The sequence below is a fragment of the Micromonospora sp. NPDC023888 genome (assembly GCF_040639415.1).
GTDB lineage: Bacteria > Actinomycetota > Actinomycetes > Mycobacteriales > Micromonosporaceae > Micromonospora.
On sequence record NZ_JBEZZW010000091.1, the window covers coordinates 1 to 2,165 of the forward strand.

1 protein-coding gene is annotated in these 2,165 nt (G+C 70.7%); it reads left to right on the top strand.

Annotated features, from left to right (window positions below):
• Positions 1–2,165, top strand: a 2,165-nt coding sequence (locus tag AB0F61_RS34130) for a beta-ketoacyl synthase N-terminal-like domain-containing protein (protein ID WP_357818516.1), incomplete at both ends; no start/stop codon positions are given.

The window sequence follows — 2,165 nt, forward strand, 5'->3', positions numbered from 1 at the left end:
GTCGCCGTCACCCTCGACCCCACAACACTCCGACACCAAGCCACCACCGGAACCCTCCCCGCCCTCCTCCGCAACCTCGTCCGCACACCACGGCGCGCGGCGGCGGCCAGCGGCGACCTGCCGGCGCGGCTGGCCGGTCAGAGCCCGGCAGAGAAGCGGGCGGTCCTGGACGGAGTCGTGCGCGGCCAGATCGCCCAGGTGCTCGGGCATGCCTCGGTGGACGGTGTGGACCCGACGCGGGCGTTCAAGGAACTGGGGTTCGACTCGCTGACCGCCGTCGAGTTGCGCAACCGGTTGGCGACCGCGACCGGCCTGCGGCTGCCGGCGACGCTGATCTTCGACCACCCCACCCCCGCGGCCCTCGTCGCCTACCTTGAGGACCAACTCGCCCCTGGCCGGGCCGACAGCAAGCCGGTCGCGACCGCCCGGGTCGCCAGTGACGAGCCGATCGCCATCATCGGCATGGCCTGCCGTTATCCGGGGGGTGTCGACACTCCCGAGAAGCTGTGGGAGCTGGTGGCTGGTGGGGTCGACGCGATCTCGGAGTTCCCGGACAACCGGGACTGGGACCTGGACGGCCTCTACCACCCCGACCCGGATCACACCGGCACGAGCTACACCCGCCACGGCGGCTTCCTGCACGACGCCGACCTGTTCGACCCGGAGTTCTTCGGGATCAGCCCACGCGAAGCGGTGACCATCGACCCGCAACAGCGGCTGCTGCTGGAGACCACCTGGGAGGCGGTCGAGCGCGCCGGGCTGGACATGACCGGCCTGCGCGGCTCCCCGGTCGGTGTCTTCGCCGGACTGATGTACCACGACTACGGCGGCCGGTTGCAGCACCTGCCGGAGAGCTACGACGGGCATATCGGTAACGGCAGCGCCGGCAGCGTCGCCACCGGCCGGGTCGCCTACACGTTTGGTTTCGAGGGGCCGGCGATCACGGTGGACACGGCGTGTTCGTCCTCACTGGTCGCGATCCACCTCGCCGGGCAGGCGTTGCGTCAGGGTGAGTGCACCCTCGCCCTCGCCGGTGGTGTGGCGATCATGTCGAGTCCCGGGCTGTTCATCGAGTTCAGTCGGCAACGGGCCATCTCCGCCGACGGGCGGTGCCGGGCTTTCTCCGCCGACGCCGACGGCACCGGGTGGGGCGAAGGCGTCGGCCTGCTCGTCCTGGAGAAACTCTCCGACGCCCAACGCAACGGCCACCCCATCCACGCCATCATCCGCGGCACCGCCATCAACCAGGACGGCGCCAGCAACGGCCTCACCGCCCCCAACGGGCCATCCCAGGAACGCGTCATCCACCAGGCACTCGCCAACGCCGGCCTGGACATCGGTGACGTCGACGCGATCGAGGCCCACGGCACCGGCACCACCCTGGGTGACCCGATCGAGGCCGGCGCGATCCTCAACACCTACGGCCAACGCGAACGACCCGTCTACCTCGGATCCATCAAGTCCAACATCGGGCACACCCAGGCCGCCGCCGGCGTCGCCGGCGTCATCAAGATGGTCGAAGCCCTCCGCCACGAGTCGCTCCCACAGACCCTGCACGCGGACGATCCCAGCCCGCACATCGACTGGACCAGCGGCAAGGTGGAGCTGCTCGCCTCGGCGCAGCCCTGGCCCGCCGGGGAACAGACTCGGCGCGCCGCCGTCTCCTCGTTCGGCATCAGCGGCACCAACGCCCACCTCATCCTCCAGGAACCACCCACCCCCACACCCGCGCCCGCGAACCCCGCGCCTGCCGACCTCGCGTCCGGCGACCTCGCGTCCGGCGACCTCGCGTCTGGCGAACCGGTTGACGAGCCGGTTCTCTGGTTGCTGTCCGCGCAGACCCCCGACGCCCTACGCGCCTACGCCGCGAACCTCACCGACTACCTCCACACCCACCCCCACACCCCGGCTGCCGACATCGCCCACACCCTTGAGCGACGGGTCCACCACACCCACCGGGCCGCGATCACCCACCCCGACGCGTTGCTCGCCCTGCGTCAGGACCAACCCCACCCCCACCTCGTCACCGGCACCGCCCACACCGGCAAAACCGTGTTCGTCTTCCCCGGTCAAGGAAGCCAATGGACACACATGGCCCGCGACCTCTACGCCACCGACCCGGTCTTCGCCGGCCACCTCGACGAGGCCCATGACGCCCTCAGACC